Raw genomic sequence first — 25,630 nt, 5'->3', positions numbered from 1 at the left:
TCTAACTATTTCTTGTTGATGGCGATATCAACTGCACGACGAGCGGCGCCAATGGCTGATTCGGCGCAAGGCAGTCCGTGCATGCTGTTGTGGGCGAGAATGTAAGAGCCTGTTTGTTCTGCTTGCAGCTTTTGCACGAGCTTGAAGAAGCCTGGTCTGGCGATAACCATTGCATGTCCCCATCGGGACAAGACAACTTGTTCAAGATTTTTGTCGAATTGCGGGACAAGCTTTTGCATTTGAGTGACTAACTCGGTACTGAAGCGCTCTCTATCTCCTGCGAAAAGTAGTCCACGTCCATCGCTGCCTGCTGTCCAAGGATGATACATGGTAAGGACAGAGCCCATGGTGGGTTTGTAACTGTTGCTTGCGATGTAGGGAGTTTCCGCTGTAATTACATCGGTAAATGTAAATGGAGCGCCTACCCAATTGTCATAGGAGGCGTTGAATACCTTTTTCTTCATGCAGAAGTTGGCAACCAAATACGCGCCGTATTTGAAAGAGAGTAGTTGCGCTTTCACTGCATCGCTCATGCCGGTTGTGATTCGTGCAGATACTAGCGGTGGACAAGCAACAATTACTTTGCGGCATTTTACTTTGTGCAGTTTTCCTGCGGCATCTTGGTAAACAACGGTGGCGTTGTCGTCATTTGCGGTTATGTTCCATACGAAGCAACCGGTTTTATTGCGCTCGGTACTGATAGCGTTTAACTTGCTCATCAGTGCGTTTGCAATGGCGGGATTGCCGCCTTTGAATACGTGAGCAATTCCAGCGGGATCTTGCAGTAGCATGTAGCCTGCTAGTGCTGAAAGACCGGAAACAGATCCACAGAGTGTTGACTTGCAGAAGCGATCGACCATTTCGACGAATAGTGGATCATAAGAAGTCAGTACACTGGAAAACGGCACTGAATCAAGACGTCCTAGATCGGATTCGAGATTGGGCATGCTGCCTTGCCATTCACCCATTTGTTTCCACAGTGGTCTTGCTTCAGCGAAAAATCTATCAAATTCTTTGTAGAGAATATGTTGCTTATCGCCCTCAATACCTGGTATCCATTCACCTTTTACGTACCAGTCGTTGCGCGGTGGCAATAGTTTGTACGGTGTCATTCCTAGTTCGCCGAATAATTTGCCGGCAAGTCCTTCGAGGTCGCCTACGTATGCAGGACCATAAGAAAAGTCGATACCACGATAGCTTGAGCCGCGTGAGTTGCCTCCTAATTCATCGTACTGCTCGAGTAAGAGGTAATCGTGGTCTTTGAGGAAATAAGCGCTGGTGAGACCAGCTACACCGCCTCCGACAATGACAAAGTCGTATGTACGCTCTTCGTGCTCGGGAAATTCAGGGATATCGCCATTTCGTAATTCATGCCCGAGTTTAAAGTTGTCGCCTGTCCAGGGGAGTACTCGATAGCGCTTGCCATTGCTGCTTAGCAAGAGCGAATCGGCGCCTGGGTTCTTGGCAACAGCATGATTGCCCTCAAAGAGGAATTCGAGGCTGCTTGACGCTCCCAGCGCGAATAAAAGGTTGAGATTCTTGAGAAAGTCACGCCTGCTGTGTTTTGGATTCACCGGGCACCTCTTGTTAAATAGCCTCTTGGATAGATTATAGAAGAGCATTTCTATTATTAGATAGGTACAATCCAGCGCGCTTTACGCTGCCGTAAAATACCAATGTCATGTGCTAATTAGTAATTTGGGATTTAAACAGGATGGTTGTAAATTTGAAGGCTACAGGTAAAAAGTCGCACGAGCTAGAGCAAAAAATTGCCGGTATCAAAAAAGGCGGTGCGCCTAAGTATCACGAGAAGCTCAAAGAAGAGGGCAAGTTATTTGCTCGTGAGCGTCTGCGTTTACTTCTAGATCCTGGATTTGAAATCATCGAAGATGGTTTGTTCGCCAACAACATGGAGTCAGATCTACCGGCTGATGGTGTTGTTACAGGCACAGGCAAAATTGACGGACGCACAGTTTGCTTCATGGCAAACGATTCGACAGTAAAAGCAGGCTCATGGGGCTGGAGAACTGTTGAGAAAATAATTCGCATTCAAGAAACAGCAACCAAGCTTCGCGTTCCACTTATCTATTTGGTGGACTCGGCTGGTGCTCGTATTACAGATCAAATTGAAATGTTTCCAGGCAGACGCGGTGCCGGACGCATTTTCCACAACCAGATTCAATTGTCCGGATACATTCCACAAATCTGTTTGTTGTTTGGACCATCTGCTGCAGGTGGAGCTTATATCCCGGCATTCTGCGATATCGTCATCATGAATGACGGACGCGCGTCCATGTATCTTGGCTCACCTCGTATGGCTGAAATGGTTATTGGTGAGAAGGTAACGCTAGAGGAAATGGGCGGAGCTAAAATGCACTGCTCAGTAAGCGGATGCGGTGATGTGCTTGTTTCTTCTGAAGAAGAAGCTATTAAGCTCTGCAAAGACTATTTGAGCTACATGCCGGAAAACTGCGAAGGCAAGCCTCCAGTTATCCACACAGTTGAACCGAAACATTTCGACAAGACAATCGAAGAGATTATTCCTGAGCAAGAGAATGTTCCATTCGATATGTATCAACTCATCGATAGACTCATCGATGCTAACTCCTTCTTTGAAATGAAGAAGATGTTTGCATCTGAGCTTATTACCGGCTTTGCCAGAATAGGCGGTCGCCCGGTTGGTATTATTGCCAACCAGCCACGCGTAAAAGGTGGAGTGCTCTTTGTTGATTCTGCTGATAAAGGCGCTCGCTTCATGTTCCTGTGCGATGCCTTTAACATTCCATTGTTGTTCTTGGCTGACGTGCCTGGATTTATGATCGGCACCAAAGTTGAGCGTGCCGGAATTATTCGGGCTGGTGCCAAGATGCTTACAGCGATGGATTCGGCAGACGTACCGAAGATCTCGGTCGTCGTACGCAAAGCCTATGGCGCAGGACTCTATGCAATGTGCGGACCGGCTTTCGAACCGGACGCTTGTATTGCTTTACCGACAGCATGTATTGCCGTTATGGGACCGGAAGCAGCAATTAACGCTGTCTACTACAACAAGATAATGGAATTGCCTGAAGCTGAGCGCAAGGAATTCGTTGAACAGAAACGCGCTGAATACAGACAAGATGTTGACATTCAAAGACTTGCTTCAGAAATGGTAATTGACGGTATTGTTCCGCCGGCATCGTTGCGTGACGAATTGATCCGCCGCTTCTCCGCTGCTGAATCAAAACAAATTTCGCCTCTTAAGAAGAAGCACAGCGTTTATCCTGTATAAATTGTCGGCTCTTACCTCAATTTCAAAATGCTTGCCAGATTTGTGTAGTCGTCTGTCCAAAGCGGCAAGCGGGGATTAGTTGGTGTGTTATTGACCGCAATAGCTGGATAGGACTTATCATTTTGTCGAAATTGAATTGAAAGTTTGTCAATTGGCGCAATATCACGACATATAACGACATAGGTGATGCCGCCGGCAAATCGAATCGTACAAGTATGCAGCTTGAGAGCTTCTGCCAAATTCCCCAGGACTGGTCGTAAATCAACGTAGCTATTGGAGATATGAAATGCAAGTAGTCCATCTTGTTTCAAGTGTTTCAGATAAATTTGCAGTGCTTCTTCAGTGACGAGGTGACAGGGAATTGCGTCCCCATTGAAGGCATCAACTAAAAGCATGTCATAGTTTTGCGGTGATTGCTTATTGAGAAGGTCTCGTCCGTCGCCGATTTGAACGATAGTCTTAGCAGGTGTGCGAGCCAGGTAAGAGAAATATGTCCTGGCAATTCGTTCTACTTTTGGATCTAATTCGTAAAATGTAAATCTATCCCCTTCATGTCCAAATGCAGCCAGAACCGCCACGCCCATACCGACACCGCCACAGTTCAGTTTGATATTCGGATTGTCCTTCCGCAGTGAGTCGAAAATCAATTTGATAGGCATCTGATAAGCGCCCGCCGGAAGATCCGCTTTGGCGGGATCTACATATTGTTGTCCGTGATTAATGCGCCCACTGCAAAAGGTGAACATCTCACCTTCGCGCAATACCCGAGCAGATCCGTAAAAGTTTCTTTCCCAGTGAATCAGGTTTTTGGATTTAAACGAGCCAAACACGATTAGTGTGCCTGACACTATCAGTGTGATGGAAATCGCCGTCATTGGTTTGTTGTTCATGGTAATGAACTTGGCTACGGAGTAGTGATACAAAAGTGCCACAGCCATTACATAAATAACAACGAGCCTTTCTGCTTCAAAGGAGAAAATCATCGGCGCGATAATACCCACAAAAACGCCGCCAATTGCGCCGCCTAGGGCTAACGCCAAGTAGAAAGTGGGAAGTTTTGCCGCTTCAGGTTTGCTTCCGGCTAATTCACCGTGACAAATCATGCAAGTGACAAATACCAGAATGAGATTGATAACAAGTCCTAACAACAATTGATCTTTAGTGAAAACAGGTTCGATCAATATGAGTATCACCCAAGCAATTATGAAGGGTACGCGCTTGTAGACGTGGAAATTGCTGAAAACAAGGACAAATGTAAGTAAGTAGAGAGATAGCGGCAACACCCAGATGAGAGGCATTGGCGCAATGTCTCCAGTTATGTGGCTCGTGTAAGCAAGAAGGGCGACAGAGCCAAGTGCATTCAATGCAACCCACCAGCAAAAGGATAGGACTGAAGTTCTGCTTCCAGACGAACTGCTAATTGTGATGTTCGGTTGCTTAACAGCCTTTATTCCTGTAAGGATTGCTGCGATAGTCAAGAGCGCTATCAAAACCAAATAGAGTGAAGACCAGACAGATAAGGTTTTGCTGATAGTCCATGCTGGTTCAATTAGAAGTGGATAGGCGAGCAATGCGCCAATGGAACCCACATTGGAAACACTGTAGAGAGGATACGGATTCCCTAACTTGTGCAAGTTGAACCAGACTTGCATCATGCCGCTTATTGTTGCCAAAACAATACACGGCACAGCGAGATGAACAGTAAGTGAGTAAAGTAAACCAGATACAGGCTCTATTACATTTGTGCAATCCCATTGAGGTCCTAATGGGATGGTTGACCAGCCTATGGATACAACTGCCAAAATGGAATACGCCAGAATCTGTAGTTTTGGATTGAGCTTGGAGAGTAAAAAGGTCAAGAAGTATCCTGCTAAGACAACAGCTTGAAAGAATAAGATGCAAATTGTCCAGACGCTGGCGGTGCCACCGTAGTGAAGGGTGACGATTTTTCCAATCAAGGGTTCAATCTGAAATAGAAGAAAGGCTGCTAGAAATACTATCAAGCAAAACAGGATAAGCGCAGGCATCCTATTCATGCAGTTACCTTTATTCGCATCAGAGTCACGTCATCATTGCGCATCCATACTCTACCTTCTTCGTCTTTATGGCGGCGCTCTTCATCAACAAGAGTTGTTAGGGACTCTTTTGTGGTTATTGTGGAAACGACTGCAATTGCATCATCTAATTCTGCCTGTCTACGCAAAAACCAACAAGCAATCGCATCGCTCATTAAGAAGAATATGTCTCCTGATCGCCATTCTTCCTCGTAAGTCTCGGAAAGTTGAGATGTCAATTCGGCACTGTTATTTCGTGTATTGCTCGAAAGTAATTGCGGGCTTGAATTGAATTGTTGCCATCTGTCCAGCGGATAACAGGTTATCAATTCCTTCTTTCGCACTTGAAAGAGGCAACTATCTCCAACAGCAGTTGCTTCCCAGGTACCTGAATTTTCGCGCTTGTCTTTGCTTGCTCTCAAAGTAAGTCCAACTAAAGCTGCGAAAGCACCGCTGGCTCGTTTTTCTTCTACATACCAAGGCTGATCTGCCTTTGTCGTTTGTTGCTTCCATATTTCTGCCAGTGAATTCAAGTCGATATCGTCATCGACGTATGCTTTAGTTAGTAGCTGCGCCCACAGTCCGGAAAAGGATGTTTCGGTTGCGCCATCGGCAACAGCGCAGCGGAAAAGGCGCTTGTCTATATTCAAGACGTCCTTGGGAAAGTAAGCATCCTCATATTCTTCATCAGAGGAGCCATGCTTTGGCAGCCAGAGTGTTTGGCAGGAAATTTGCATGATGCGTCCGTTAGCGAAGATTGCTTGGTCTTGTGCCGATGTCGAGAAAACGTACGACAGAAACCATATCGGCATTGAAGACAAAACCGCGTGGATGCTCGGACGCGATAAAACCTTCTGCCTGTACCATAGTCCACATACTGTCCGGCAAGGTACTGGATGCGCTAAATAGAAGCTTGGCAAAATTATCAGGCAGTTCGGCAGTGTTTTCGGGAAACTCAACAGCCGGGTGCTTTGATGATGATAGATGAAGATTAAACAGCAGAACATTGCCATCCTCGCTGCTCATATCCTTCAACTCTTCAGCAATCGGCAGGATGTCTCCATCTGTTGCCTCGCCGTCGGAAATATTGATGATTATCGGTGGATAACAGCCAGGGTGCTTAGTCAGCCAGTTATAAACGATTGTTTTTGCTCTTTGAAGAGCTGCGCATAACGGCGTGCCGCCTTTAGCAACCGGATCAAACCAGACAGGAAATTTCACGACTTGTTCAAGAATGCCGCCTGCGCCATCGTCAATTTTCTTCATGCGATTTTCAACGCGAGCGGGGTTATTCCCGATCTCGCTTATTGAAACGATGTCTTTGCCCGAAAGAGACCCAATAAAGGCAGGTCCGACGCCCTTTTCGCCGTAGCCAATTACGCCTACATAGTAATAATCACGAATTCCCTCGGACTTTGTGCATTTAATAACCAGATTTTGCAAAAGCCTGTTTATGGCATCTGCCAGCGAATCTGCCTTACTCCGCCCGGTTGGCCCTTCTCCAAAGGGGTCTTCCATCGAACCTGACTGGTCGATAGTTAGCAGTATTAACGATGGATTTGTCCGACTAATTTCAGCCCTGTACGGCATTTCTAAATACTCCTGTGGGTATAAAGTACCCAGGGTTCTCGGGATAATCTCGCTGTGAATAAATCTAAGTTTGCAGAAGTTTAAATCACCAAGAAGGTTGCTAAGTGAGTCATTTTGACGTACAATTGTTAGTTGATAGATAAGGGTAAGAAAAGGATAGGAAATGACACAGGCAGGGCGACGTAGCCGAGAAAATGAAGACCGCTTGGGAATGCGGCTTAGTCCCGACTTGAAGAAAAAAGTCGACTATGCGGCCCAGCTAAAGGGCATTCCCACGGCTGGATACGTGAAGACAATACTGTCTGATGCTGCCGATAAAACTATCAGGGAGCATGAGTTTATTGAATTGACCAGAAAAGACAGAGAAACTTTCATTCATGCTCTGTTGAAGCCGCTTAAGCCGTCTAAGAAGTCAATTGAAGCTGCGCGAAGATATAAACAACAACTTGGACTATAGTGACTGACAAGATTACCCTAAATCCCACGGAGCCGCTTGATGCAGACAAGCACGATCGGAGCGCCTTCTCATGTGGGGTTGCGGCTCTTGATCTTTACCTGAAGCAACAGGCACGAAAGGAAGCCGACCAAAACATTGCTCAGACTTTTGTACTTACGAGTAAGAAGGAGCCAGGAAAAATACTGGGTTATTACAGCCTATCCGCCAATCGTATCAAGATAAGTGATTTGCCAAAGGAGTTGACTAAACGATTCCCACGCTATGATGATATTGGTGTAACTCTTCTGGGACGATTTGCTGTAGATAAGTCAGCACAGCGTGGAAGACTGAGGCTTGGGGAACACTTATTAACTGATGCGAAGCTGAAGTCATGGCAAGCGTCGTGCATGGTCGCTTCGTTTGGAATGATTGTTGATGTGCTCGTGGCGGAGAAAGGTGATCCGACCGATTTTTATCTCAAATATGATTTTGTTGCTTTTCCTGATAAGACCAACAAGCTCTATCTGCCAATGCTTACCATTGAGAGAACGCTAAGAGCTAGCGGGCTCATTTAGCTAAGCTGTCCCGTTAGCGTTTAGTAGTACTAAGTGCGAAACTAGTAGCGTTTGGTAACAAGCTAGAAGGCACTTCATGGTCGTTCACTTCCACTGGGTATAAATGTGGTGTACCCAGGCTTCTCTGGTTAATTTCGCCGTGAATAAAGCTAAGTTTGCAGAAGTTCAAATCACCAAGAAGTCCTGGCCCAGTCCCCAGGACTATAACGAGGCTATGCAAAGTCCGGCTATAAATCTTGCTGCGCCGGAGTTGAAGGTCGGAAAGCCTGGATTGAATAATCTCGGTTTGCCGAAGGCTATTACAGGGTCGTTTGCTAGTGTGTACTATCTTGAGTGTCCGAAGCAAGATTTTGCCGTTAGATGCTTCTTGCACAATATTGCAAATCAGCAAGAACGGTATGAAAAGATTAGCGAATACTTGAACAAGATTGATTTGCCAATAATGGCAGACTTTGATTACTTGCAAAAGGGTATTCTCTGTCATGGAAAATGGCTGCCGATCCTCAAAATGGATTGGGTGGTAGGGCAGAATCTAATTGAGTTTATTGGTCGCAATTTAGATAATGCATCGGTTTTGGAAAAACTTAGACTGTGGCTGCGTCAGGCACGCTCCATGTTGCAGGAGCACGGCATCGCTCATGGTGATTTGCAGCATGGAAATGTTCTAGTTGGCAAAGACTCAATAAAATTAGTTGATTATGACGGCATGTTTGTGCCTGCACTCGCCGGCGAAACGAGCAATGAATTAGGTCATCGAAACTATCAACATCCGGACAGAACCAAAGATAATTTTGGACCATATTTGGACAATTTCTCCGCTTGGTTAATTGATAGCTGTCTTTATATTTTGCAGAGAGATCCGCGTCTTTGGCTCACTCTGCGTGGAGGGGAAGATTGTTTGTTGTTACGGGAAAAGGATTTGCAGGATCCGTATTCTTCCTTTGCATTTCATGAACTTGAGAAACATGCTAATTCTGAGATACGAGAAAGGTCAAAGCTTTTGAGGTGGCTTTTGACTTTACCCGTTGAACAAATACCAGAAGTTGACAGCGAGATGCAGGTACCTCAAGACTTTCCTGCATTGGATTCCAGCAAAATGAAGCCTGACTGGTTGTCTTCTGCCCAAACGCTGGTTGCGGTCGAAAAGCTTACTAAGCATGTTCAATACCAACGTGAAGACCAACATGTTGCTAGTCCTCAACAGCCGGTCTCTAAGGCACCCACTTCGGTGCAAAACAAGCAGGATATGGAACCCTATGCTATGGGACCAAGCAGTCCCATGCTATTGGCGATTATTCTCATATTTGTCTGCATTGTCATTGGTGTCAGCACCGTAGTGTTTGATGAACTCGGCAAACACGATCTAAGGACAACCACACCTCAGGTAACTACACCTCAGACGACAGGTCAACATTCGGCCTTTTACGCGGATAAGGTCTTCAATCAGGGTATCTCAATCTACAACAAGAAAGAGTTTCCGGTTGCAATTAAACATTTTGATCAAGCGATTAAGCTTGATCCGACTCAAGCAATTTATTACAGAAATCGAGGTGCCGCCTACGGTCAATTGGGTGAGCATTACAAAGCAATTGAAGATTTTAAGGAAGCTGTGCGCCTCGAGCCTAGATATGCGGGCAACTACTTTAATTTGGGACAAGACTACTATGCGACTGGTCAGTATGCCAAGGCTGCCGAAATGTATCAGAAGACATTAGATATTTCACCCTCGCACAAAGGTGCACAGAACAATTTGCGTGTTTCACTGGAGCAATTGAAAAAGCAATCGGAGAAACCTTAGTTGAAACAAGTAGACTACGCAGAAGCTAAAGTATCGAAGTCCTGGCCAAGCCCGCAGGACTATAACGAGGCTATGCAAAGTCCGGCTATAAATCTTGCTGCGCCGGAGTTGAAGGTCGGAAAGCCTGGATTGAATAATCTTGGTTTGCCAAAGGCTATTACAGGGTCGTTTGCCAGCGTTTACTATCTTGATTGTCCTAAGCAAGATTTTGCTGTGAGATGTTTCTTGCACAACATTGCAAATCAGCAGGAACGCTATGCAAAGATAAGCGAATACTTGAATAAGATTGATTTGCCTATTATGGCTGACTTTGATTATTTGGAAAAAGGCATTCTTTGTCATGGAAAATGGCTGCCGATACTCAAAATGGACTGGGTCGATGGGCAAAATCTCATTGAATACATCGGTCGTAATTTAGACAATGCAAAAGTCCTGGAAGAATTGCGATTGTGGTTGCGCCAAGCACGAGGCGTATTGAAGGAGCATGGAATTGCGCATGGAGACTTGCAGCATGGCAATGTGCTAGTCGGCAATGATTCAATTAAGCTAGTAGACTACGACGGCATGTTTGTGCCTTCTCTTGCCGGTGAAGTGAGCAATGAATTAGGTCATAGAAATTATCAGCACCCGGGTAGGACTAAGGAAACATTTGGTCCTCATTTGGATAATTTTTCGGCATGGCTAATTGATAGTTGTCTCTACATTTTGCAGAGAGATCCGCGTGTCTGGTTTACTCTCCATGGCGGGGAAGATTGTTTGCTTTTCCGTGAAAAGGATTTGCAAGATCCTTATTCGTCTTTTGCGTTTCACGAGTTGGAGAGCCATTCTAATTTTGAAATAAGAGAGAGGACAAAGCTTCTTAGGTGGCTATTGACTTTGCCTGTTGACCAAATTCCTGATATCGACGAACAAGTGCAAGTACCGGGAGATCTTGCTCAGTTGGATCCGGCAAAGAAGAAACCAGATTGGTTAACTTCGGCACAACATCTAATGGCCGAAGAAGTAGGTATTAGTCGAAATGTGTATGTGGAAGAGCCTTCAGTGCCTCTATCGACACAAAGAAAGCCATATGTGGCGTCCTGGTGGAAAAAACATCCTTTCAATCCTGCCAATCAACCTTCCGGTGGACAACCCAACGTGTTAACGACTCCGCCAAACTATGGACAGAATAGTGCTCTGCCGGCAATTATCATGTTTTTCTTTGCGTTCATAGCCATGGCTGTTATCTTTGCTGCCATGCTTGCCGTCGGGCCGCTGTCTAAGCTCAATACGACAGAACCTTATCCTGTAAGACAAGTAGTCAAAATGGACGAGGCTCAAATTCTTTTTGATAAGGGTACTGCTGAGTATCGTGCTTCGAATTACAGCATGGCTCTCCAGTATTATCAGGACACATTGGGTATCCTGAAAGATAGTGGTAAAGGAAAGTCTGTCGAAGCGGCAAATTGTTATTACTGGATTGGTCGCATGCAAATGCAATTGGGAAAATATGAGGATGCTGCTGCCAGTATTTCGGCGGCGGGTCCTTTGTACGAAGATTATGGATTAACGGCAGATGTTGCAAAGGTTAATCATACCTATGGATTGGTACTTCTGCGGCAGAAGAATTACAAAGATAGTATTGTTTGGTTTCAAGCTGCATTGGAGGATTTCCAAAGTCAGCCCAAGAGCCAATACTATGAAGATTGCAAGGCTGAAGTAAGCTATTGTCTTGGTATGGCATATGCAGGAAACCATCAAGACAAAGAAGCAACACAAATATTTAAGCGGTTGATTGATTACTACGATGGTGTTACTGAAAAACAACCGAATTTTGTTTTGACTCGATTGAATGACATAGAGCGCTATTTCACAAAGCATAATCAAACAAGTCTTGCTCAGAAGGCAAAGAGAGTAGCCAACGAGATCTCCTTTATACATGGCACGACGCCCGGGGTGAAGTCGAATGGTCCTTAGAAGATTAGTTGTGAATGTGGTGATGCTCCTGCTCTTGTACGCTGTTCTCGAGGCGAGAGCGGATGATAATTTGCAGCGTGGCATGCAGGCATATAATCAAGGACGCTATAAAGATGCGATCCAAATATTGCAACAGTCTGCTCTTGGCGAAAGACCAGGAGATAGCAAGGCTACTGCGCTTTATTACACGGGATTGAGTCAGCAGCGACTGAATAACCTGAAAGACGCTGAGGCATCTTATCGTTCAGCGTACGAATTGCGACCATCAGCCGAAGTTGGTAAGTATTCACTTCAGGCATTGCAGAATCTATCCGGTAGGGGCAAGCCTTCGTCCAGCAGGAGTAATGCGACTGCTTCTGGTAGTGATGACGAGCTCAAAAATTTGCCAAATCAAATAAAGATACCTTTTGTTAGGGGCAGTTCTCGTCACTTGTATGTTGATGGTTACATTAATGGCAAAGCAACTAGACTTATGTTCGACACTGGAGCCGAACAGTGTTTCGCGAGTGCAGAGTTGCTCCAAGAGTTAAATCTAACTGTTCCGTCCGACGCACGATCTATTAAGATCCAAGGTTCTGTCGGTACAGTTAATGGATTGGTGGCGCCAATGACAGTACAAGTTGGGCCAATAAAACGATTGGTTCCAGTGTTGGTTGCTCCGGGTGGGGTGGAGCCGCTTCTGGGACAGAGTTGGTTTCGCGGGTTTGACTATCAAATTGATAATCCCGGTGGATTTATTAGGTTCACAAAGAAAGGTACATCTCAGTCGCTACCGTCTGATGTGCTAAAAGTTCCATTCAAGAAAATGGGCAACAACCTGTTGGTCAACATTCAAGTCAATGGAAGAGAATTGCCGATGATTTTCGATACGGGTGCTAACACAGTTACGATGTCGCAAGCTCATGCTGCTTATCTTGGTATCTCTATTCCAGCAGATGCGCCACGCGGATATAGTAGTGGAATCGGCGGGTCAACCGAGACTGCTTTAGTATATGTCGATAGAATGCAATTGGGTCCAATCACCAAGGCGCATGTGCCTGTTTGGGTGTCGGCAGGCGATAAAATGCCGTTGCTCGGGCAAGAGTTTTTCCGGGATAGACCGTTTACTATCGACTACGACGAGAATGTAATTAAGTTTCTGCCGTAACTCTAGGAGCTACTTTCAATTGATGTTGTATTAACCGGGCGGTGGAATTGAGCCTGTAGTAAGCGGGTGTACATTGCATTTGCCGATTCCAGCGATTCATGAGTGCCGGATTCGACAATTTCTCCATTGTCCATGACGACTATCTGATCAGCGTGACGGACGGTGGACAGTCTGTGCGCAATAACAATAACTGTGCGGTTCTGCATCAATTTGTTGAGCGCTGCTTGCACCATGGCTTCCGATTCGTTGTCGAGAGCGCTTGTTGCTTCATCAAGGATAAGTATCGGAGCATCCTTTAGAAATGCACGCGCAATAGCCAGACGTTGTTGCTGACCACCGGATAAGCGAGCACCGCGCTCACCAATTGGTGAGTTGTACCCGTCAGGCAAATCCGTGATGAAGTCATGACAGAAGGCCGCTTTAGCTGCTGTTTCTATTTCTTCATGAGTGGCATCCAGTTTGCCCAAGCGGATGTTTTCTTCAACGGTCATGTTGAAGAGGAAATTGTCTTGAGAAACAATAGCTATCTGATTACGCAGGGACTCTAAAGTGTAGTCTTGCAAAGGTTTGCCGTCGATGTGAATTGCTCCGGATGTGACATCGAAGAAGCGCGGCACCAAATTTGCCATTGTTGATTTGCCGGAGCCGGATAGACCAACAAGAGCGACCATGCGCCCTGCTGGAATTGACAGATTGATGTCGCGTAGCACCATCTCCGGTACTGTCGGATAGCGGAAATAGACTTGTCTAAATTCTATGTTGTGGGCGCCCGACGGAAGCTCGACCGCGTTTGGCGAGTCGGTCAAGTCTGGTGGATGATCAAGAATATCGAAAATGCGAACTGCAGCAGCCAAAGCTGGTTGAATAATCCCTTGAATGCGTCCAAGGTTCTTAATTGGCGTGTAGAGTAGGAGCATGGCAATCAAGAATGAGGTCAATGAAGCCAGCGTCATAGTGTGATGAATAACCTGATAGCCGGCAACCCACATAACTGTGGCTACACCTACAGCGCCGATTAGACCTAAGATTGGTGATAGCAACGCTTCTGCGCGTACTGCTTTGGTTACGTTGCGAAAGACGTTCTGATTGGTGGAAATAAATCTGGAAGTCTGGAATGTCTCAAGATTGAAAGACTGCACAACCTTTGCGCCTTGAATTGATTCTGAAAGAACAGCAGTCAAATCACCAATTGCCTCTTGTCCGCTCTTAGCTGATTTGCGGATTTTCTTGGATAGGATACTTACTGGGAAAACAATCAAGGAAAGTATGGACAAGGCAATAATGCTCAGTTGCCAGCTCTGCCATAACACAACACAGGTAAGTGAAATGAGAGTGACGATACGCGAGAGCATTGTTTGGAATGTTTGGGCAATAGCATTTTCGACAACTGCTACGTCATTTATCATGCGTCCTATTAGAACGCCTGATGATTGACCCTGAAAATAGAGCAGTGGTTGTTTTTGCAAATGAGTGAACAGCTCATTACGCAAGTCGCGAATGGCTGCAGCGCCGACTGTGCGCACGCAGTAAGCTTCAACAAAGCGTGCTGTGCCTTGCACAACCATAAGTACAAGAACACCAATGGGGGCAAAATAAATGAGCCATTGTTGCCCTTCAATAAAAATACGCTGCAGACCCTGTCCTGCCAGCCAAGCAACAGCACCTTCCAAGCCACCTGCAGGAAGTGCGGCAAGAATACCTATGAGAAATGTCGGCCAATAGGGTTTGATGTACTTGAGGATACGTAAATACAAAGCAGATTGTTCTGACAGTCCCATTGATTGTGACTTCACTGTCGCGTTCCTCCCAGAGCTGCCTTGTCGCCTAACTTGAGTATTGAAAGAATCTGCTTTGTCGCGTTATCGGCGAAGTTGCCGCGCCCAAGCTCCGACCTCAATGACTGAAGCTGTTTCGAGAGATTTTCTCTGAAAGCAGGCACATCCAGCCAATCGAGCGTGTATTTTACAAGCTTTTCCGGGCGGCAATCCAGCATAACTAGTTCAGGAACCAGTCCCGTGCCGGCAAGCAGGTTGGGCCAGCCAATGCGCTTGATCGTCTTGAATGCCAACAGAATAAGGAAAGAGGGCCAGTCACCACGGTAATAGATGAGCATTGGTTTACCAAAGAGAGCTGCTTCCAGGGTGGTTGTCCCTGACTTGGCCCACAGAATATCGGCGTTAGCCATCAAGTCATAGTTTTCACCTGGTTCGGCGAAAAAGAGTCTTTTGCCGACCAACTCTGTGAGGTTGTACTTCTCAATGCGAGTGTTGATGGCTTCTTTAATCAATGGCTTGGCGGCAGCAATGACAAATTGGCAATTTGGACGCTCAGCCAATAGCCATCTTATTGCATCAGCCAAAACAGGCATATGCGCAAAAATTTCCTGTTTGCGGCTGCCCGGAAAAATTCCTATTACCGGATCGTTCTCGTTCAGTCCGTGCTTTTGACAGAATTGGCTGCGAGTGGAAAGGGACTCCGGTTTCGGCAAATCGATGGTCAAAGGATTTCCTACGAACATAGCATCTACGCCACGTCTTTTGTAGAGAGTCTCTTCGAATGGATAAATGACCAGCATTTTTGTAACTGTCTTATCAACTGTTTTGATACGCCAGGGTCTTGAGCCCCAGACTTGCGGCGAGATAAAGTAAATGATTGGCAATTGAGGATAACGATTACGCAATTCTTTGCACAAGCGCAAATTGACCGCGCCGAAATCAGCAAAGAGAATTGCATCAGGCTTACGTTTTTCAATTTCGTCTAAAACGGTCTGGCGAACTTTGGCAATGTACGGCAAATACTTGATAGTGCCGAAAATTCCAATAACAGAAAAGGTCTGGCAATCGAAAAGAGTCTCCATGCCTTGTTCGGCAAGAGAAGGACCGCCGACACCCCAGACATTTATGTCCGGTACTGCTTTCTTCAAGTTGGCAATTACGTGTGCCGTATGTTTGTCGGCAGACAAATCACCAACCATTACAAAGAGCGAGGTCACTTTTCACCTACGTGTAGAGCCACTGTCCCCATGGCTAGTTTGCGCCATTTGATATTTGTGAGTCCTGCTTGCGCAAACATTTTGGCAATTTTGTCGGGAGTGGGATAAGTCTTCAATGACTCGGGCAGATATGTGTATGCCTGACGGTCTGATTGCAAAAGGTCGCCGACGATAGGAACTACAGAACCAAAGTAAAAATTGAAGAGTTGAGCAAACAGTGGTGTATCCGTGTGTCCCAGATCAAGATTTATTACACGACCACCGGGCTTTGTCACGCGGGTCATCTCGTTGATGCCTTTTTGCAAGTCAGTCAAATTGCGTAGACCAAAACTGACAATCACCCCGTCAAACGAGTTGTCGTCAAAAGGCAGAGCCTGAGCATCAGCTTGCTTGAAGCCAATCATGGCAGGAGACTGATCTTTTCTTTGGGCAGAGCTTGCTCTTTGATTTGCGATTTTCAGCATCTCAGGTGAAAAATCAGCGCCTATGACTTTGTCGCCGTTGCGCAGTTTTTTTGCAATGAGCAGAGCTAAATCGCCGGTGCCTGTGCAAACATCAAGAAAACTTCTTGAGTTGCAAGAGGGCGCATGCAATGCGCCCCTACGCTGATCCTGGACCAGTTCTTTAACGGCTACTTCTTTCCAGAATCGGTGCATGCCGAGGCTGATAACGTCATTGGTCAGGTCGTACCGTTTGGCAATTCTGTCGAATTGTTTCAGAACGTAATCGGATTTTTCTTCAGTTGTCGGTAATTGAAATGACATTACGGTTTGATGAATCCAAAACCAAGAACAAGGCAGACCAGGAGGAACGAAAAGGCAATGCCCCAGGTCAGTCTATCCAGACCTGCTTCTGCTCCGCGCTTGCCGGTAAACAATGTTGCTGTGCCGCCAATTCCGCCCATTCCTTCGCCCTTGGGTGAGTGCAAAAGAATGAGAACAACCAGAAGGACTCCCAAAAGACCTTCCAAAACTAAAAGGGCGATATATGCCGGGTTCATCGAAATACTCCTGTGCAAGACCGACCAACATTTTAGCCGACCGAAGCCGGGAATAGCCGCTGTATTAGGCTTTTACTAACTTGTAATTCGGTTTAACTACATGAAAATTCTTTACGCTGGCTGGGTACAAACCTATTACGGCGGGAATAGTGCTAGTGTCCGTGTATAGAGGCTCTTTGCAACCGCTGTGGCGGTGGTTCTAGGGAACTGACGTATGGCAATAATGGAAGAAGTTTTACGGGTTACCGATCGCTTTTACAATGCAAGCGATCCGGACACACTTGATCGCCAGAGTCAGCTCCAGCAGTGCCTTCTGGTTGTTTTGATTGTCCACGTGATGATGATGGTCGCCTTTTGGAAGGGCTACGGCATGGAAAAGGCGCACCCGCGTATCATTCACGACGTAGACGTTGCTTTTGAATTTAGCCCGCCGCCACCAGAGCCGCCACCGATGGCGATTGAGGGTGTTAAGGGTATTGGATTGTCCGCTGGAGACCAACCGAATTCTGGTGGATCATCGGCGCCTAAGCCGCTTGAGACAGACCAGCTGGCAATGCCTTCAGTCAAAGCTCCGACCGAGCAAGTTAAACCTGTGCCGATACCTGCTAAACCAGTACCCTCCAGACAAACCAATATTGCCGCTCCAGTCATGAGAACTACGAGCAATCCCATCAAGATGGCTGTACTACCGACAATTAAAGCAGCAAAGACCCCAACTCCACCTCCTGTTACTACCCCCACCACTTCTACTGCAGCACCTTCCGGACAAGTTGTTCCGGGCGGAGCGAAAGATGGTGAAGCTGGAGGAACTGGAACGGGCGGTACCGGGACGGGAGGAACAGGCGCTGGCACTGGAGCGGGACAAGGAAACGGCGCCGGTACTGGTGGCGGAGGAATTACCACTAATGCGCAGCAACTGCTAGCTTCCAAAGCTATGGGAAATATCGGACCATACCGTAAAGATTTGCTAATGCGTTTAGCGCAAAACTGGAAACCGCAAAATCCTGGACAAAATATTTTTGTGATTATCGTGATTGCTCCTGATGGCACCGTCTTATCTTCAGCAATTGACGAAGAGAAGAGCAATGCAAACAAGAAGGCTTACAAAGAAGCATTGAAAGCAGTTGAGGAAACAAAATTTGCGCCTCTACCCGACTGGTACAGAGGCAAGCAACTAACTTTCAAAATTGAATTAAGCAAGGTGGAGGCCGTAACTCAGTGAGCTATCAGGCGAGTCATATTGGACCCGAGGAAAAAACCTCGATAGTGCAAAAGATATTTGGCGCAATTGGTGATTTTCTCAATTGTTTGGGCGTTCGATTAATCGTCACATTTTTGATCGGCACTATTATTATGGCGACTGCAGCGGACATGATCTATCCGCAAGTTCTCGCTGGCTTTGCTAACGAATTGACCGTAAAACTGGGTGAGCAAGCAGAAAAAGGCGTACCGGGCGGACAGCAAATTCTGCAACTGATGAACAAACACAATCTGGCTTGGTATTACGTAACAGGTTCGGATAATAAAGTAACAGCGGCAACCAAACCATATGCGCCGAATCTAATTAAGTACGAAATTGTTTCGCATCATCTCGAGTGGAACAAGCAAAGATACTACGAGGCAGTTTCCAGTATTTCCAACGGGCAAGTCTTGCACGTCGGCTTTTATTGCGGACCGACTGTTTTGCCCAACTTGAATCAGGGACAATTGCTGTTTAACGTCGGCATCACAACCGGTTATGCAGGCATTCTCGTGCTTGGGCTCTTGCTTTTGACTTTGGTTCTTTTGCAATTGTGGATAAGCAAGCCTCTGGCTCATTTAGGGAGAGCTTGCTATTCGTTGCTACTAGCGCGCGATGCATATTCACATGTAACAGGCGGCGGGTTGGATGTATCAGGAGCAGCTACTGAAGTTAGGAACATCAGCAAGGGTCTGAAAGATATTCGCAGGCAATACGATGAGGCAATTGCTGCCAAAGCAGCGAAGGAACAAGAAATTGTTCGAGAGCGTTCTGCTCATGCCGAAGAAAAGCAGCTCATTTCGCAGCAATATAATGATCAGTTAGCTCAGACTCAGCACAAGCTTTCTGAGTTGAAGACGAAGGAAGCGGAAGAAGAATTCATAAGTTCGCTCGTCAAAGAAATTGGTACTTTGAAGGCAAGTAATCAAGTTTGTCAAAGAGTTTTGGAAAAACTCAATGATAAATTCCCGAACAGCATTATTTACGGTGCGGCATTTAGAATAGATCAAAATATGGGATGCACTATGGAAGCATCTCTTGGTTTTGACGATAAGTCGGAACGTGCATTGAAAGCCGTCGACCATACACCAATTGTGCGTCAAACAGTAATGAGCGGGCAGCAATTGATTATTGCTGATCAGGCTATTCGTGAATATGGCTTGAATCTTATTGCTCAAAACAACGCTATCAAAACAATCGTTTATTTCCCAGTGCGTCACCAGGGACGTAATCTAGGCATGTTGTCCTTCTACTTTATGCAGGAAGGACAAACTGTTCTGGAAATTATGCGTGTTCTGAGAAACGTAGCTGAGCACACAGGACGCACCCTCTTCTCTGTTATTCAGTACGAAGAAGAGCAAGAATCGGCGCGTACGGATCCTCTGACTGGTCTGCGCAACAAAAAATTCTTCTACGAAATTATTCCGCAGGTGTTTCAACAGGCTTCTGCTAAGCCCGAAGAAAATCCTGTATCCATAATAATGATCGACGGCGACCACTTTAAGTCCATTAATGATACGTATGGACACCAGGTGGGCGACCAGATGCTGCAAGAGTTGGCTAAAACAATTAAACTCTGTGTTCGTACACAGGATTCAATACGCTCTGCCACACCTGGTGATTTCCTTATGCGCTTCGGCGGAGAGGAATTCGTTGTTGTCATGGAAAAAACGGAAGCTCAGCGAGCTCTTAGTGTGGCTGAACGTATTCGCCAGGCAGTGGAATCTAAAAATGATTGGCCAGGTGGTGTTATACGTTGGACAATCTCGCTTGGTGTTGCGACGTATCCGTATGACGGCAAGAACGCAGAGGACGTAATTTCCAAAGCCGACGTTGCTTTGTATTACGTCAAGGAAGAGCTTGGACGCAACAAGGTATGCCATGTGCAGCAAGTACCGAAGACTTACAAGGCTAAGAAGAAGGCTGCGGCTATTGAAGGTGAATTGGGCGTATTCGACGCGGCTGGTCTTTTGCAGTCGATTGCACAGAGTCAAAAAACAGGCGTCTTAACTGTGCAGGCAAAAGATGGTCAACAGTTTTGGATGCTCTTTGAAGTGGGCAAACCTGTGCAGGCTCGCATGGGCAAGCTCGCCGGTAATAATTCGGTTACGGAATTTCTAGTTACCTTTGAAGTCGAAGAAGGTAAATTCAATTTCCGTGAAGTTGTGCAGAGCGAATCGAATATGCGTTTAGCGCGACTTGATGATTCGTACAATGTCACGCGTGGTTTAGACCGCTGCTTGATGGATGGCGCGTTGGCTACGGACAATTACAATGCTTCTTTGGCAATTGTTCCGACAACGGATGTTATCGTTACGCCGATTGGACGCGATGAATTTGTAAATAAATGGAATGGCTTAGCAGGATTGGAAGATCCACCAAGTCCGGAAGAATTTGAAATGATGGGTGAGATAGTCAAACGCGCCGATGGTAATCATTCGTTGACGCAGATATTTAAAGACCTGCCACCCAAGCCATCGCACTTGCTTTTCCGCTCAGCGGCATTGCTTGTGCAGCATGGACTTCTGCAAACGCGTCCGTTAGCTGCGAAAGTTTAGAACTACGCTGACGGAGCTGGTCCGCGGCGGTCTAGATGTTTTTGCAAGATGATGGCAGCTGCTTGGCGGTCGATCATGTCTTTGTTGTGACCGGTTTTCACGCCTTGCAGTGTCAATGTGCGGATTGCAGACACTGTTGTAAGACGCTCATCTTCGTAGATAATTGGCAGACCTGTAGCACGGGCCAATTTGCGCGCGAATGCTTGAACTTTCTGGGCTTGCTCGCCAATAGAGCCGTCCATATTTTTTGGCAGACCAACAACAATTTCTACGGCACAATGGCGCTTGGCAATTTCCGATATCGCAAAGATATCTGTGCGCATATTCTTGCGCTCCAATGTTTGAATGCCGGCGGCGGTTATGCCAAGTGGATCGGAAATGGCGATACCAATGCGGCTGTCGCCAACGTCAAGACCCATAATGCGAGGAACGTTGCTCATAAGATGATGATACTACAAGTGCATCTTGGTCTTATTGTCAACATGCAATAGCGAGAACGAAGCATTGCGACAGAGCAATGCGAAGTGGAGCGTGGCTAGCCGCATGGCAAGCGAAGGCGAAATGAAATGAAGCCGGAGCCTAAATAAGCTAAAATATCCGCCTATGAAAATTTATTTGATTCGACATGGCATTGCCGGAAACCGCATCGGTGGAGAAATTACTGACGATAGTCAGCGTCCGTTGACGGATGAAGGGCGAACAGAAACCAAAATTGTTGGTTTGGGATTGCGGCGTCTTGGTGTGAAACCGGATTTGATTGTAAGCAGCACTTTAGTAAGAGCGCGCCAAACAGCTGAAATTCTTGCTGAAGTTTTTGGTGTCACGCGTGATGTGAAAGTTTGCGAAGCGTTGTGTCCTGGTGGCACGGCAAGTGATCTGTATAAGTTCCTTCGCGAACACAAAAGTGTCCAGCAAGTATTTTTAGTCGGTCACGAACCGGATATGGGACGATTGGCCGGCACCATGCTTTGGGCTGGTCCGGAATTGGATGTTCCATTTAAAAAAGCCGGTGTTTGCAGAATTGATGTGACAAGTATTCCGCCGACAGCGCCGGGCACACTTAAGTGGTTTATCACGCCGAAAATTGCTGGGGCAATTGCGGGTAAATAAAAAAGGGCGCATGCAATGCGCCCCTACGAGCGACAAAGGATCACGAGTTAACATGAGAGACCTCAGGGTGACGATTTTTACTCGTATCTCTGACCGTTTAGCTCTATAAAGCCGCCGGGATGGATATTGCCTATCGAATGATGCGTCCAGTGAATGACGCCGCCTTTTTCGTTCCATATGTATTCACCGCAAATTTTTAGCTTGTCGCCCACTTGTATGGGAACTCGGGGAGCCAGACGCGTATCATGGGCTATTAATATTGACGTGCCGTTTTTTAGGGCAATCAAGAAGCGCTCGTGTGGTATGCCCTGGGTGTCATCGGGGAGGATTTTAAGGACTGGAGCACTGATAGTGACCTGCACATGCCTTAAATGTTGACTTTGAGCCTCTAAAACCTGACCCTGGTCTAAGTCCCTAGCTTCCAGGGTTTCAGCCCCTCTAAGGGAACATGAAGCCGCCGAAATGGTCAGAAAGATCGATAATAGGAAGGCTACCAGTTGCATGACTATCAATTTTATAACATCATAGATAAACCATGATCTCATCAATTTACTTAAGTGGAAGCACAATAGACCCGGAGCAATTCTTGGTAGATCCGGCACTTTTGCCCGATTGGCGCTCGAAGGCAACCACACGCTTGCAACAGAGTGGTTTTAGAGTTTTAAATCCGTTGGAATTTGCCTTCTTTGCCGATGAGAAAAACCTGGCAATTGAAAGACGGGTGCGCCAGTCGCTTAACCTTATTGATCAATGTGATGCGCTCCTGGCTAATCTGAACAAGCCAAGTTATGGAACTGCTATGGAGATGTTTTACGCCTATCGCCGTGGCAAGATGGTGACAGTTGTCGGGCAATCTCCATTTTCTCCTTGGGTTCTTTCTCATTCGAAAGCTCGGTTTGACGATGTAGACCGTGCTTTGGAATTTTTGATTGGCGAAGCTCCGCAGCAAGATCCTTTAAATTGGGCTTTGCAATACGAGAGACTACTATCTGAGCACTATGAACAATTGCCTCCTGACGGCGAAGCGGACTATGAATTTTTCGGAGGAGAGCTGCCACTCTTGGTGGTGGCGCCACACGCAACGGCATTTTTCCACGAGGGGCAATTCCAAGAGCAAGAAGCTTATACAGGTTCTTTGGCTGCGCTCTTAAGTAAACTCAGTCGCTGCCACTCGCTAATTAGCTCCTACTGTTGTGTGGCAGACCCTATGCATTATTGGGAAACACCTTTGGGACGGGCATTTACGGATATCGCCAAAGTCGGTGAAATCGGCATGGTAGTCATCCTTTCTGGTGCATCCTGGCATGACACACCTGGTTTGCAACTAACAGTCCAAGGACCTGAAGGCTCGAATTATGATGACTTTGCCGGCAGAGCAAGACTGCACATGTCAGCTTTAGAACCTGTATTACCGGAAGAGCCGGAGACTTTTATGACGCCTTTTGTGCAATATTGTCTGGGTGAGCTGAAGGTTCCAACAATGGTATTACGCGTGCATAGAAGATATCGTATGCCACGATTGCAACCCGAACCGTTTCTAAAACTGGTAAATTTACTGACGGAACTTGTTAGTGAAACCGGGCTCGAATTACTTAGAGGCAGACTGTAAAAATGTCCAACGGCGAGATTATCGTGCTGGTTACGTCTCCAAAGGACATAGCTGAAAGCCTGGCCACGACTGTGGTTGCTGAGCATCTGGCTGCTTGCGTTAATATCGTCCCTGGTGTCACTTCAATATTCTTTTGGGAAGGCAAGGTTTGTCAGGAAGCTGAGGTCCTGCTGCTTATCAAGACCACAAAATCTTCTTGGAATCAATTGATGGCAAGGGTAAAGGAACTACATACTTACGATATTCCAGAAATAGTTAGCCTGCCGATAACAGATGGCTTCCAGCCATATCTTGATTGGATTAATCAATCTTGTTTGACGAAGAAAAGTACTTAAACTATTAATAAAATCGCGATAAGATCATAGAAGTACGGCAGCTTTAGCTAGGAGTTTTGCAAAGTTGAAACACGAAACAATAGTGCATGTATTCTGGGAACGCGTCAAAACCATGGCCGAGCGCCCGGCAATTCTCCACAAGGTGGCAGGAAGCTATCGCCCCGTCATCTGGCGAGAGCACGGACGAGTGGTTGAGCTCGTTGCCGGAGCCCTGCTAAAACTGGGCGTCAATCGCGGTGACAAGGTGTCTATCTTGTCGAGCAATCGCCCGCAATGGACATGGGCGGACATGGCTATTTTGACAGTCGGTGGCGTGACTATCCCAATCTATCCGACTTTGCAATCGCCTGAAGTTGAATATTTGGTCCGTCATAGCGACTCGGTCGGCATTTTCGTTGAAAACCAAAATCAATTGAACAAGCTTCTTTCGCTTGATACTTTGCCACCACAATTGCGTTTTATAGTCTTGATGGATGGTCATATCAAAACCAATGACCCACGCGTCAAACTAATGACGTTTGATGATTTGGTCAAAGACGGTGAGGTTTATTTACCGAACAATCCCAAGGCTCTTAAAGAGCGTATCGACCTCATCGCTCCTGATGACATGGCAACCATTGTCTACACATCCGGCACCACTGGTGTTCCAAAGGGTGTGATGCTCTTGCATCGCAATATCTACTCAGTCTGTCAGGCTGCCAGCGTATTTGTTGGATTCCACGCAGACGATGTTGGATTGTCTTTCTTACCGTTGGCTCACGTATACGAGCGTATGTGCGGACAGTTTGTCTGCATTTACGAGGGATTCGTCATGGCGTATGCCGAGTCGATGGAGACAGTAGCGCAGAATATGATGGAAGTACGCCCAACTGTAATGAATGGCGTGCCGCGCTTCTTTGAAAAAATCTACAATCGCATTCAAACTGAAGTGCGCAACATGCCTCAAGCTCAGCAGTATCTCATTCGCTGGGCATTGGCACTAGGCAAACGCGCTGATCGTTATGCGCAAAAGTCACACTTGATGCAAGCCGTTGATGCCAATGAAGGTGCACAGGAAATTATCCGCAAAATCTATCGCGGTGAATTACGTGTAGCAGACAGACTTGTCTTCTCTCGTATACGCCGCCGCTTTGGAGGAAGATTGCGCTTCTTCTGTTCGGGAGCCGCACCACTTTCTCCGGAAGTACATCTTTTCTTTGACACGGTTGGTCTGCCAATTGTCGAAGGATGGGGATTGACTGAAACTGCTGCGCCAATTTGCGGTAACCGTCCGCAAGATAACGAACGCGGCACAGTCGGACGTCCTCTGCCAGGTGCTGAAATAAAAATTGCCGAAGACGGCGAAATTCTTGTAAAAGGACCCTCAGTATTTGCTGGTTACTACAAAGACGAAGAAGCAACCAAAAAAGCAGTTGTTGATGGTTGGTTTATGACCGGCGACATCGGTGAATTTGATTCAGATGGACGCTTGAAGATAACTGATCGCAAGAAGGACATTATCATCACTGCCGGTGGCAAGCACGTCGCTCCGCAAGCTCTGGAAAATCTCTTTGTTGGTGAGCCGTTAATTAGTCATGTCTTGGCTTATGGCGATCGTCGAAAATATATTACGGCGCTTATCACGCTAAGTACTGACGGACTGGCTGCATTTGCCAAACACAACCAGATTACTTATTCCAGTCCTGAAGAGCTTATCAATCATCCTCTAGTTCAAAGAGAAGTAGAGGCAGTTGTCGCCCGCAAGAATCAGACTTTGGCGAGTTTCTCCCAAGTGAAGAAGTTCCTTATTCTCGATAAGGATTTCTCAATTGAAGGCAACGAATTGACACCAACACTCAAGGTAAAACGCAAAGTCGTAACTGAAAAGTACAAAGACATGCTGGACAGCCTTTATGAAACCGAAGATCTGCAGATAGAGCAGGGTACTAGATAGGGCATTTAAGACAAGGGCGCATACAA

General features: G+C 46.4%; 22 protein-coding genes. 12 read left to right on the top strand and 10 right to left on the bottom strand.

All coding sequences use genetic code 11. From position 1 onward, the window contains the following. Positions 1 to 5: 5 nt before the first annotated feature. Entirely contained in the window at positions 6 to 1,574 is a 1,569-nt protein-coding gene (locus tag K2Y22_13280) for an FAD-dependent oxidoreductase (GenBank protein MBX9879427.1), read from the bottom strand. A 140-nt stretch (positions 1,575 to 1,714) separates the two neighbouring features. On the opposite strand from K2Y22_13280, the gene K2Y22_13275 reads away from it, so the two are divergent. Next, positions 1,715 to 3,271 carry an acyl-CoA carboxylase subunit beta gene (locus K2Y22_13275; GenBank protein MBX9879426.1) on the top strand — a complete coding sequence of 519 codons (1,557 nt, stop codon included), beginning with the start codon at positions 1,715 to 1,717 and terminating at the stop codon, positions 3,269 to 3,271. Positions 3,272 to 3,282: 11 nt separating this feature from the next. Here the strand turns inward: K2Y22_13275 and K2Y22_13270 are convergent, their stop codons facing one another. Genes K2Y22_13270 through K2Y22_13260 form a run of 3 tightly spaced genes read right to left on the bottom strand, consistent with a single transcriptional unit; the run spans position 3,283 to position 6,915 of the window. After that, positions 3,283 to 5,307 (bottom strand): fused MFS/spermidine synthase, encoded by a 2,025-nt coding sequence (locus tag K2Y22_13270; GenBank protein MBX9879425.1) that lies wholly within the window; start codon positions 5,305 to 5,307, stop codon positions 3,283 to 3,285. Next, positions 5,304 to 6,062 (bottom strand): serine/threonine-protein phosphatase, encoded by a 759-nt coding sequence (locus K2Y22_13265; GenBank protein ID MBX9879424.1) that lies wholly within the window; start codon positions 6,060 to 6,062, stop codon positions 5,304 to 5,306. Before K2Y22_13265 ends, K2Y22_13270 begins: the two co-directional genes overlap by 4 nt. A gap of 10 nt (positions 6,063 to 6,072) precedes the next feature. Then, positions 6,073 to 6,915, bottom strand: a complete 843-nt coding sequence (locus tag K2Y22_13260; protein ID MBX9879423.1) for a VWA domain-containing protein — start codon at positions 6,913 to 6,915, stop codon at positions 6,073 to 6,075. Between the two features lie 163 nt (positions 6,916 to 7,078). On the opposite strand from K2Y22_13260, the gene K2Y22_13255 reads away from it, so the two are divergent. The 5 genes from K2Y22_13255 (at position 7,079) to K2Y22_13235 (ending at position 12,827) form a co-directional block, all read left to right on the top strand. After that, entirely contained in the window at positions 7,079 to 7,372 is a 294-nt protein-coding gene (locus K2Y22_13255; GenBank protein MBX9879422.1) for a DUF1778 domain-containing protein, read from the top strand. Beyond that, positions 7,372 to 7,926: a hypothetical protein gene (locus K2Y22_13250; protein MBX9879421.1), complete on the top strand. Its 555-nt coding sequence runs from the start codon at positions 7,372 to 7,374 to the stop codon at positions 7,924 to 7,926. The genes K2Y22_13255 and K2Y22_13250 overlap by 1 nt, the downstream gene beginning before the upstream one ends. Positions 7,927 to 8,065: 139 nt before the next feature. Next, complete coding sequence (locus tag K2Y22_13245; protein ID MBX9879420.1) at positions 8,066 to 9,724, top strand: tetratricopeptide repeat protein; 1,659 nt, start codon at positions 8,066 to 8,068, stop codon at positions 9,722 to 9,724. Beyond that, the gene (locus K2Y22_13240) at positions 9,725 to 11,680 is read left to right on the top strand and encodes a hypothetical protein (protein MBX9879419.1); all 1,956 of its coding nucleotides are present in this window, start codon (positions 9,725 to 9,727) and stop codon (positions 11,678 to 11,680) included. Next, positions 11,670 to 12,827, top strand: coding sequence for a retroviral-like aspartic protease family protein (locus K2Y22_13235; GenBank protein ID MBX9879418.1), 1,158 nt, complete (start codon positions 11,670 to 11,672; stop codon positions 12,825 to 12,827). The genes K2Y22_13240 and K2Y22_13235 overlap by 11 nt, the downstream gene beginning before the upstream one ends. A gap of 2 nt (positions 12,828 to 12,829) precedes the next feature. Here the strand turns inward: K2Y22_13235 and K2Y22_13230 are convergent, their stop codons facing one another. Genes K2Y22_13230 through secG form a run of 4 tightly spaced genes read right to left on the bottom strand, consistent with a single transcriptional unit; the run spans position 12,830 to position 16,819 of the window. Further along, complete coding sequence (locus K2Y22_13230; protein ID MBX9879417.1) at positions 12,830 to 14,620, bottom strand: ATP-binding cassette domain-containing protein; 1,791 nt, start codon at positions 14,618 to 14,620, stop codon at positions 12,830 to 12,832. Next, a complete protein-coding gene (gene lpxB, locus K2Y22_13225) occupies positions 14,617 to 15,819 on the bottom strand; it encodes a lipid-A-disaccharide synthase (protein ID MBX9879416.1) in 1,203 nt (400 codons plus the stop codon). Before lpxB ends, K2Y22_13230 begins: the two co-directional genes overlap by 4 nt. After that, the gene (ubiE, locus tag K2Y22_13220; protein ID MBX9879415.1) at positions 15,816 to 16,583 is read right to left on the bottom strand and encodes a bifunctional demethylmenaquinone methyltransferase/2-methoxy-6-polyprenyl-1,4-benzoquinol methylase UbiE; all 768 of its coding nucleotides are present in this window, start codon (positions 16,581 to 16,583) and stop codon (positions 15,816 to 15,818) included. The genes lpxB and ubiE overlap by 4 nt, the downstream gene beginning before the upstream one ends. Next, positions 16,583 to 16,819 (bottom strand): preprotein translocase subunit SecG, encoded by a 237-nt coding sequence (secG, locus tag K2Y22_13215; protein ID MBX9879414.1) that lies wholly within the window; start codon positions 16,817 to 16,819, stop codon positions 16,583 to 16,585. Before secG ends, ubiE begins: the two co-directional genes overlap by 1 nt. Positions 16,820 to 17,033: 214 nt before the next feature. Here secG and K2Y22_13210 point away from each other — a divergent pair, with 214 nt between their 5' ends. Beyond that, a complete protein-coding gene (locus tag K2Y22_13210) occupies positions 17,034 to 18,041 on the top strand; it encodes a TonB C-terminal domain-containing protein (protein MBX9879413.1) in 1,008 nt (335 codons plus the stop codon). A 44-nt stretch (positions 18,042 to 18,085) separates the two neighbouring features. Then, positions 18,086 to 20,617 (top strand): diguanylate cyclase, encoded by a 2,532-nt coding sequence (locus tag K2Y22_13205; protein ID MBX9879412.1) that lies wholly within the window; start codon positions 18,086 to 18,088, stop codon positions 20,615 to 20,617. Between the two features lie 2 nt (positions 20,618 to 20,619). Here the strand turns inward: K2Y22_13205 and ruvX are convergent, their stop codons facing one another. After that, positions 20,620 to 21,057: a Holliday junction resolvase RuvX gene (gene ruvX / locus K2Y22_13200; protein ID MBX9879411.1), complete on the bottom strand. Its 438-nt coding sequence runs from the start codon at positions 21,055 to 21,057 to the stop codon at positions 20,620 to 20,622. A gap of 163 nt (positions 21,058 to 21,220) precedes the next feature. Between ruvX and sixA the strand changes: the two genes are divergently transcribed. Then, a complete protein-coding gene (sixA, locus tag K2Y22_13195) occupies positions 21,221 to 21,727 on the top strand; it encodes a phosphohistidine phosphatase SixA (GenBank protein MBX9879410.1) in 507 nt (168 codons plus the stop codon). A 77-nt stretch (positions 21,728 to 21,804) separates the two neighbouring features. Here the strand turns inward: sixA and K2Y22_13190 are convergent, their stop codons facing one another. Further along, on the bottom strand, positions 21,805 to 22,272 hold the full coding sequence (locus tag K2Y22_13190; protein ID MBX9879409.1) for a DUF3465 domain-containing protein: 468 nt from the start codon (positions 22,270 to 22,272) through the stop codon (positions 21,805 to 21,807). Here K2Y22_13190 and K2Y22_13185 point away from each other — a divergent pair. The 3 genes from K2Y22_13185 to K2Y22_13175 all read left to right on the top strand — a co-directional run bounded on the left by K2Y22_13185 (position 22,263) and on the right by K2Y22_13175 (position 25,604). Next, complete coding sequence (locus tag K2Y22_13185; protein ID MBX9879408.1) at positions 22,263 to 23,336, top strand: nucleoside 2-deoxyribosyltransferase; 1,074 nt, start codon at positions 22,263 to 22,265, stop codon at positions 23,334 to 23,336. The genes K2Y22_13190 and K2Y22_13185 overlap by 10 nt on opposite strands. A 2-nt stretch (positions 23,337 to 23,338) precedes the next feature. Next, entirely contained in the window at positions 23,339 to 23,671 is a 333-nt protein-coding gene (locus K2Y22_13180) for a divalent-cation tolerance protein CutA (GenBank protein ID MBX9879407.1), read from the top strand. Positions 23,672 to 23,735: 64 nt separating this feature from the next. Continuing rightward, a complete protein-coding gene (locus K2Y22_13175; protein ID MBX9879406.1) occupies positions 23,736 to 25,604 on the top strand; it encodes a long-chain fatty acid--CoA ligase in 1,869 nt (622 codons plus the stop codon). Positions 25,605 to 25,630: the final 26 nt, after the last annotated feature.

The organism is Candidatus Obscuribacterales bacterium (assembly GCA_019744775.1).
In the GTDB taxonomy this organism is placed as follows: Bacteria; Cyanobacteriota; Vampirovibrionia; order Obscuribacterales; family Obscuribacteraceae; genus SBAT01.
This window is presented reverse-complemented; position numbering and strand designations above follow the sequence as displayed.

Bases quoted from the DNA above. Each gene is read 5' to 3' on its own strand.
- K2Y22_13275 (MBX9879426.1), top strand. From the start codon at position 1,715: ATGGTTGTAAATTTGAAGGCTACAGGTAAAAAGTCGCACGAGCTAGAG.
- K2Y22_13270 (MBX9879425.1), bottom strand. From the start codon at position 5,307: ATGAATAGGATGCCTGCGCTTATCCTGTTTTGCTTGATAGTATTTCTA.
- K2Y22_13265 (MBX9879424.1), bottom strand. From the start codon at position 6,062: ATGCAAATTTCCTGCCAAACACTCTGGCTGCCAAAGCATGGCTCCTCT.
- K2Y22_13260 (MBX9879423.1), bottom strand. From the start codon at position 6,915: ATGCCGTACAGGGCTGAAATTAGTCGGACAAATCCATCGTTAATACTG.
- K2Y22_13255 (MBX9879422.1), top strand. From the start codon at position 7,079: ATGACACAGGCAGGGCGACGTAGCCGAGAAAATGAAGACCGCTTGGGA.
- K2Y22_13235 (MBX9879418.1), top strand. From the start codon at position 11,670: ATGGTCCTTAGAAGATTAGTTGTGAATGTGGTGATGCTCCTGCTCTTG.
- ubiE (MBX9879415.1), bottom strand. From the start codon at position 16,583: ATGTCATTTCAATTACCGACAACTGAAGAAAAATCCGATTACGTTCTG.
- secG (MBX9879414.1), bottom strand. From the start codon at position 16,819: ATGAACCCGGCATATATCGCCCTTTTAGTTTTGGAAGGTCTTTTGGGA.
- K2Y22_13210 (MBX9879413.1), top strand. From the start codon at position 17,034: ATGGCAATAATGGAAGAAGTTTTACGGGTTACCGATCGCTTTTACAAT.
- ruvX (MBX9879411.1), bottom strand. From the start codon at position 21,057: ATGAGCAACGTTCCTCGCATTATGGGTCTTGACGTTGGCGACAGCCGC.
- sixA (MBX9879410.1), top strand. From the start codon at position 21,221: ATGAAAATTTATTTGATTCGACATGGCATTGCCGGAAACCGCATCGGT.
- K2Y22_13185 (MBX9879408.1), top strand. From the start codon at position 22,263: ATGATCTCATCAATTTACTTAAGTGGAAGCACAATAGACCCGGAGCAA.
- K2Y22_13190 (MBX9879409.1), bottom strand. From the start codon at position 22,272: ATGAGATCATGGTTTATCTATGATGTTATAAAATTGATAGTCATGCAA.
- K2Y22_13180 (MBX9879407.1), top strand. From the start codon at position 23,339: ATGTCCAACGGCGAGATTATCGTGCTGGTTACGTCTCCAAAGGACATA.